Genomic DNA, 6555 nt, shown 5'->3' on the forward strand with positions numbered 1-6555 from the left:
AGCATATTGGTGCTGCAAGCTGGCGAATACATCGAAGCCGGGGGTGAGTTGAAAATCGTCACGGCCGACGTGACCAGTGATGCTGCTGGGCTGGCATCCATACCAGTCGCACCGCCATTTCGGAACGCGCCTGCCAATCTGGCCGTCGTGGCGCTGGACAAGCCGAAAGCAAAGATGCGTCTGGCCAGCGACGTCTGGGAGTTCGTGAGCACGCCGGCGTGGCGTCATGAATCTTTCTCCGTGGATTTCATCGAGGACCCGCAATGACGCGCACGACCGATGGTGATGTCATCGCTGCGGTGACGGCAGGGCACGTTCCATATCTGCTGTTTGCCCGACTCGATTTTTCCGTACCGCTGTATGTCTGCAGTGCCGGCTACAACGTTTCCTGGAACGGAGTCACGTGGCTCGGCCTGGGCACCCTTGGCGGCATCGAAGCGATCGAAGAGCAGGCCAGCCTGGAGGCAACTGGTGTCCGCCTGACGCTCTCTGGCGTGCCTTCCGAGTTGGTGGCCATCTCGCTCACCGAGCAGTATCAGGGCCGGCCATGCCAGATATGGCTCGGCTTGCTCCGCGAGGATCTCCAGTTGGCCGCGCAGCCCATCCGCATCTTCTCGGGCCGCATGGACACGATGTCCACCGAGGTGGGCGACACCGCGACGATCACCGTGTCCTGCGAGTCGCGCATGGTGTCATGGGACAAGGCGCGCGTGCGCCGTTACAACAACGAGGACCAGCAGAGCCGGTACCCGGGCGACCGCGGCTTCGAATACACGCCGCAGATGGTCGAGAAGCAACTCTTATGGGGGCGCTGATGCAGCGACTTGAAGACTGGCCGCAGCGCCTCGCTGCATTCATTGAAACCCGCCGCGCGCGGGTTTTTTCATGGGGCGAGAGCGACTGCTGCCTGTTCGTGTGTGACGCCATCGAGGCGATGACCGGTGCTGATCCAGGCGCGCGCTGGCGCGGCGTCTACGCGAGCGAGAAGGGCGCGCGCCGCGTGCTGCGGGACAACAGCGGCGTGACCGGTATCGCGACCATGGTGCTAGGCGCGCCGCGGCCGCCGGCGCTCGCGGGGCGCGGCGACGTGGTGCTGATCGACACGCCCTACGGGGAAGCGCTCGCCATGTGCCTCGGTGGCGTGGTCGCCGCGCAGGGGCAGCGCGGCATCGAGTTCATGGCGGCGGCGGTAGCCAAAGCCGCATGGAAGGTCTAGGGAGAATCGCATGCCTGCAGCAGTAGCCGCATACGTCGGAGCTGCGGTCCTGGCGGCCGGCTCTTCCGTGGCGGTCGCCACGGCCGTGGGCCTGCTGGCCGGCGCGGTGGTGTCGATCGGCATCTCCTTGGCCTTCAGTGCCCTCATGGGTGCCGTCTTCAAGCCGCGCACGCCCAACGGCTTCGCCGCCGAGGCACAGGGCCGCACGCAGGTCGTGCGCTCGAACGTCCAGGCGCGCAACAGCATCTACGGCCGCGCCATGACCTCCGGCCCGCTCGTCTTCGCTGGCAGCACCGACGGCGACGGCAAGGCGAACCAGTTCATGCACCTGGTGATTGCGCTGGCCGACCACGAGTGCGAGGACATCGAAGAGGTGTATATCGGCGAGGACCCGGTGGGCGACCTCAGTGCCGGCTACCCGACCAGCGGCAAGTTCCTCAAGGCATGGGGCGAATCGAAGACCATCACCGTGCCCGTGACCGGCACGACCATGACGTTCTCGGTCGGCGAGCCGATCTACAGCGTCACCTCGGTGTCGTCGGTCACGCCGGCGACCGAGGAAGGATCGGGGTTCGGCCCCGCCGTCTTGCCGCTGGGAAACTACAGCGCGGCGCCCGGCACTGCCGACGTGACCGTCCAGGGCGTGCCGGAGGGCGCGACCAGCATCCAGATCACCTACGAGGCCCGGCGCCAGAAGGCGCTGGTGCGCATCAAGAAGCATCTGGGGTCGATCAACCAGGAAGCCGACGGTGACCTGATCGGCGAGATGCCGGGGAACTGGACGACCGCCCACCGGCTGTGCGGCGTCTGCTACCTCTACGTGCGCCTGGAATACGACGCCGACATCTTCCCCAACGGGTTGCCGAACATCAAGGCGGTGGTGCGCGGCAAGCGGATCTACGACCCGCGCAACGGTTTCACGTACTGGAATGACAACTGGGCGCTATGCGTCTATGACTACCTGCGCGACGAGCGCGGCTTCGGCTGCACCGACGAGGACATTGACCTCGCTTCGGTGATCGCCGCGGCCAACATCTCGGACGAGCTGGTGGCCGTGACGCCGGACAAGAACGACTGGCGCTATCGGTGCAACGGCATCGTCATGTCGGACAAGTCGCCGCGCGACAACCTGACGGAGATGACGACGGCCGGCGCCGGCGCGGTGGTGATCTCGGGCGGCACGTTCCGGCTGTTCGCCGGCGCCTACGACATCCCGACCGTGACGCTGACCGAATCGGACCTGCGGGGCGCGGTGAAGGTGCAGCCGCGCATGTCCCGCAAGGACCTGTTCAACGTGGTCAAGGGGACGTTCGTCGATCCTTCGAACTACTGGCAGCCGGGTGACTTCCCAGCGGTCAGCAACCCGCTGTACGCCGCGCAGGACGGCGAGGTGATCGAGCGCGACATCGAGCTGCCGTACACCACGAACGTGGTGGCGGCGCAGCGCCTGGCCAAGATCATCCTTGAGCGCTCGCGCCAGGGCATCGTGGTCGAGTTCCCGGCCAAGCTCACGGCGTTCCAGCTCACGGCCTACAGCACGGTGAAGCTGTCGCTGGCGAAGTTCGGGTGGGCCGAGAAGGTGTTCCGGGTCATGTCCTGGAAGATGAGCGACGACGGCGGCATCGACCTGGTGCTCAACGAGGAAGCCGCGGCGGTCTACGACTGGAACTTCGGCGACGCGACGACGACGGATCCGGCGCCGGACACCAACCTGCCCAACCCGTTCCGGGTGGAGATGGTCGGCCAGATCGGCATGGACTCGGGCGAGGCGCAGTTGCTGCTGACGCAGACGGGTGTGGTGATCTCGCGCGTGCTCGTGACCTGGCCGCCGGCGGTGGATGCAGCGCTGCAGCAGTCCGGGAGCATCGAGCTGCAGTGCAAGCGCCTGCAGGACACCGACTGGACGATCCTGACGCCGATGCCGGCCAGCACCACTAGTGCCTATCTCGCGCCGGTGGAGGATGGGGCCTACTACTACGTGCGCGCGCGGTACGTGTCGGGCATCGGCGTGCGCAGCCCCGACTGGACGTACACCTACGGCCACAAGGTGGTGGGCAAGACGGCGCCGCCGAGTAACATGGCCGGCCTGTCGCTGACGGTGCTCAACGGGTTCGCCAACCTGACCTGGGACGCGGCGGTCGATCTGGACGTGCGCAACGGCGGGCAGGCGCGCATCCGGCACACCACCGACACGATCTCGCCGACCTGGGGCAGCGCCGTCGACTTCGGTGGCTTCATCTCGGGCGCGGCGAACAGCGCGCAGCTGCCGCTGATAGAGGGCGTGTACCTCGGCAAGTGGGTGGACTCGAGCGGCAACGAGTCGCCGCTGGCCGCGCAGGTGGTGACCACCGCGCCGTCGCTGCAGGACCTCAACGTCGTGGCCACGATCACCGAGCAGCCGGCGTTTGCCGGGGCCAAGGTGGGCATCGTGTTCGACCCGGCGCTCAACGGCATCAAGCTGATCGGCATGGGGCTGATCGACGATCAGGGAATGATCGACGCGACGGGCGAGTGGGACGACCAGCCGGCCGTGGACAGCCTCGGGCCCATCGACGACGTGGTCGGCAGCGGCGGGTGGGGCCTGATCGATTCGCTGGGCGGACTGGTCTCCAGCGGCACCTACGACTTCGCCGGCACGCTCGATCTCGGCGTCGTCGAGAAGTCCCGGCTGACCGCCACGCTGGACGCCGTCTCGTTCGACACGGGCGACATGGTGGATGCGCGCACCGCGCTGATCGACACCTGGCAATCCATCGACGGCGACCGGATCAACGACACGGCCGTGACGCTCTACGTGCGCACGACGGCGGACGACCCGGTGGCCACCCCGGACTGGACGGACTGGCAGCGCTTCACGCTCGGCGACTACGAGGCGCGTGCCTTCGAGTGGCGCGCGGTCGTCGAATCGGGCTCGCCCACGCACAACGTGGTCGTGACCGGGCTGTCGGTCTCGGTGGACATGCCTGACCGGCGCGAGGCCGGGCGGGACGTGGTGTCGTCCGCCGGCCCGCAGTTGATCACCTACCTCAAGCCGTTCCGTGTTCCGCCGGTGGTGGGCATCACCGCCCAGAACATGGTGCAGGGCGACTACTTCACGCTCACCGGCAAGGTCGAGACGGGTTTCACCATCAATTTCTTCAGCAGCGCAGGCGCAGCCATCTCCCGTCGGTTCGACTGGGACGCCGTCGGCTATTAACTTCGAGAGGACCACATGTCTCAAAACGATCTGGTGATCGACAACCAGGCGGGGGCGTCGTTTCGTGCTGACGTGAACAGCGCGCTGCAAGCCTTGGCGTCGCAGCAGTCGGGCTCGTCGGCACCGACGACGACCTACCCCTACCAGTTCTGGGCGGACACGGGCGCCGGCCTGCTGCGCATGCGCAATGCGGCGAACAGCGCGTGGGTGACCATCGGCCTGCTGGGCGTGGCGAACTTCGGGCACATGATGCCTGGCACGATTTTCTTCCATGGAAAGAGTGCAGCCCCCGCCGGTTCGCTGAAAGCCAATGGTGCAGCGGTCTCGCGCGTGGCGTTCGCCGACCTGTTCGCGGAGATCGGCACCACCTTCGGCGCCGGCGACGGCTCGACGACGTTCAACCTGCCAGAGCTGCGAGGCGAATTCCCGCGTGGCTGGGACGACGGCCGCGGCGCAGACTCGGGCCGGGCGTTCGGCAGTTGGCAGGACGCGCAACTGCGGGACCACAACCACATTCTGCCCATCGGGATGGATGCCTCGGGTCTCTACCCGGCCTATTCGAGCGGCACTGGGATTTCGCCGTTCTACGGCACGACCAGCATCAGCACCACATACCGGACGGCGACCGTTGGCAGCACCGCATCGGGGACGCTGGGCTTTGCGCTCTCGGGTGGGGTGAATGGCTTCGTCGGCGCCGGCAGCGAGATCCGGCCCCGCAACATGGCCCTGCTGGCCTGCATCAAGTACTGAGGACCTCATGGAAATCTTCGACTATCACCCCGCCACTGGCGAGTTCCTGCGCAACGGCCTGGCCGATGACAACCCGCTCAAGCCGGAAGAGCCCATCGTGCCGGGCTGGGCCACGCCGACGGTGCCACCAGAGCGCACGGAGCGCGCCATCCCGGTCTATCGCGACGCCGCCGGCCATGTGCCGCAGAACTGGCCGGACGGCACCTGGACGCTCGTGCCGGACTACCGTGCGGTGCCGCTGTACCGCACTGCCGACGGCTCACTATTCATCCCGGGCGCCGAGTACACCGGGCTGGGCGACCTGCCGCCGTTCCTGACCGACGAGCCGCCGCCGTCTCCGGCGCACAAGTGGGTCGACGAGGAATGGACGCTCGACGAGGCCCTGCAGACCGAGCAGCTCGCTGCGGCCGCGCGCGCGCAGCAGGCGGCGCTGCTGGCCGAGGCAGACCAACTCGTGGCGCCACTGATGGACGGGTTCGTGCTCGATGAGCTGGACGCGGCGGACACCCTGCGCCTGAAGGCCCTGAGCCAGTATCGCAAGGACTTGCGCGCGGTCACTGGCCAGCCGGGCTTCCCGCGCGCCATCGACTGGCCGGTCAAGCCTGCCTGATCCAACCCACCATCGGCCGCGCCAGCCCGCGGCAACTCCATGACCACAGACTTCAAACGCGGCCAGACCTTTGCCTACGCTGGCCAGATCCTGAACAACGGCGCGGTGATGGACTTCACTGGCTGGGCGATCTCGGCGCAACTGCGGACCTCCGGTACCCGCAAGCTGGTGCAGGCCCTGGCGGCGACGTTCGTCGATGCTGCTACCGGTGTAGTGAGCCTGTCGGCCACGGCGGAAGAGACGACCGGCTGGCCGCTGCAGTTGCTGGTGCTGGACATCCGCCTGCAGGACCCCAGCGGCAACGTGGTGCTGTCCGATACCCAGACCATCAACATCGTGGAGCGCGTCACCTATGACTGATCTGACTCAGGCCATCAGCCTGTCGTTGACGCTGTCGAGCGTGGCCGGGGAGGCGCTGGAGGTGCCATTCCTGCCGTTCTTCAAGGGAGATAAGGGGGACAAGGGCGATCCCGGAATCTCGCCAGAAGCGATGCTACTCGGCTGGGCCCAGACGCAAAACTTCCAACTGGTGAGCGGCACGCGCGACGCCAATGGCGCGCTGACGGCCGCGCAGATCGCATGGCCTGACGGTACTGCTGGCGTGTTCACGGCGGACGTGCTCAGCACCGCGTTTCCGGGTGCCATCGACGCATGGCATGCCACCTATGTGGGTGACACCACCAAGACCGTCACACAGCCTGCTGTGACGCGAGATGCCAACGGCGCCGTGACGGCGCAGCCCGCAATTTTGATTTCGTGAGGTGAGAGATGGGATTGCTTGAT

At 66.8% G+C, this 6555-nt stretch carries 8 protein-coding genes; all 8 read left to right on the top strand.

Annotation, left to right across the window (positions count from 1 at the left end):
- On the top strand, window positions 1-267 hold a 267-nt coding region (locus AC3WXD_RS34805), incomplete at its 5' end, for a hypothetical protein (protein ID WP_492325727.1).
- Window positions 264-815: a hypothetical protein gene (locus AC3WXD_RS34810; RefSeq protein ID WP_492325728.1), complete on the top strand. Its 552-nt coding sequence runs from the start codon at window positions 264-266 to the stop codon at window positions 813-815. The genes AC3WXD_RS34805 and AC3WXD_RS34810, both read left to right, overlap by 4 nt.
- Complete coding sequence (locus AC3WXD_RS34815) at window positions 815-1216, top strand: DUF6950 family protein (RefSeq protein WP_492325729.1); 402 nt, start codon at window positions 815-817, stop codon at window positions 1214-1216. The genes AC3WXD_RS34810 and AC3WXD_RS34815 overlap by 1 nt, the downstream gene beginning before the upstream one ends.
- A gap of 10 nt (window positions 1217-1226) precedes the next feature.
- Complete coding sequence (locus AC3WXD_RS34820) at window positions 1227-4412, top strand: phage tail protein (RefSeq protein ID WP_492325730.1); 3186 nt, start codon at window positions 1227-1229, stop codon at window positions 4410-4412.
- Between the two features lie 15 nt (window positions 4413-4427).
- The gene (locus tag AC3WXD_RS34825) at window positions 4428-5162 is read left to right on the top strand and encodes a tail fiber protein (protein WP_492325731.1); all 735 of its coding nucleotides are present in this window, start codon (window positions 4428-4430) and stop codon (window positions 5160-5162) included.
- Between the two features lie 7 nt (window positions 5163-5169).
- Window positions 5170-5772 (top strand): tail fiber assembly protein, encoded by a 603-nt coding sequence (locus AC3WXD_RS34830; protein WP_492325732.1) that lies wholly within the window; start codon window positions 5170-5172, stop codon window positions 5770-5772.
- 39 nt (window positions 5773-5811) lie between these two features.
- A complete protein-coding gene (locus tag AC3WXD_RS34835; protein WP_492325733.1) occupies window positions 5812-6132 on the top strand; it encodes a hypothetical protein in 321 nt (106 codons plus the stop codon).
- Window positions 6125-6532, top strand: a complete 408-nt coding sequence (locus tag AC3WXD_RS34840) for a hypothetical protein (RefSeq protein WP_492325734.1) — start codon at window positions 6125-6127, stop codon at window positions 6530-6532. Before AC3WXD_RS34835 ends, AC3WXD_RS34840 begins: the two co-directional genes overlap by 8 nt.
- Window positions 6533-6555 lie beyond the last annotated feature (23 nt).

It is taken from the genome of Cupriavidus sp. FW216-B1 (genome assembly GCF_058789195.1).

Bases quoted from the DNA above. Each gene is read 5' to 3' on its own strand.
- AC3WXD_RS34810 (WP_492325728.1), top strand. From the start codon at position 264: ATGACGCGCACGACCGATGGTGATGTCATCGCTGCGGTGACGGCAGGG.
- AC3WXD_RS34815 (WP_492325729.1), top strand. From the start codon at position 815: ATGCAGCGACTTGAAGACTGGCCGCAGCGCCTCGCTGCATTCATTGAA.
- AC3WXD_RS34820 (WP_492325730.1), top strand. From the start codon at position 1,227: ATGCCTGCAGCAGTAGCCGCATACGTCGGAGCTGCGGTCCTGGCGGCC.
- AC3WXD_RS34825 (WP_492325731.1), top strand. From the start codon at position 4,428: ATGTCTCAAAACGATCTGGTGATCGACAACCAGGCGGGGGCGTCGTTT.
- AC3WXD_RS34830 (WP_492325732.1), top strand. From the start codon at position 5,170: ATGGAAATCTTCGACTATCACCCCGCCACTGGCGAGTTCCTGCGCAAC.
- AC3WXD_RS34835 (WP_492325733.1), top strand. From the start codon at position 5,812: ATGACCACAGACTTCAAACGCGGCCAGACCTTTGCCTACGCTGGCCAG.
- AC3WXD_RS34840 (WP_492325734.1), top strand. From the start codon at position 6,125: ATGACTGATCTGACTCAGGCCATCAGCCTGTCGTTGACGCTGTCGAGC.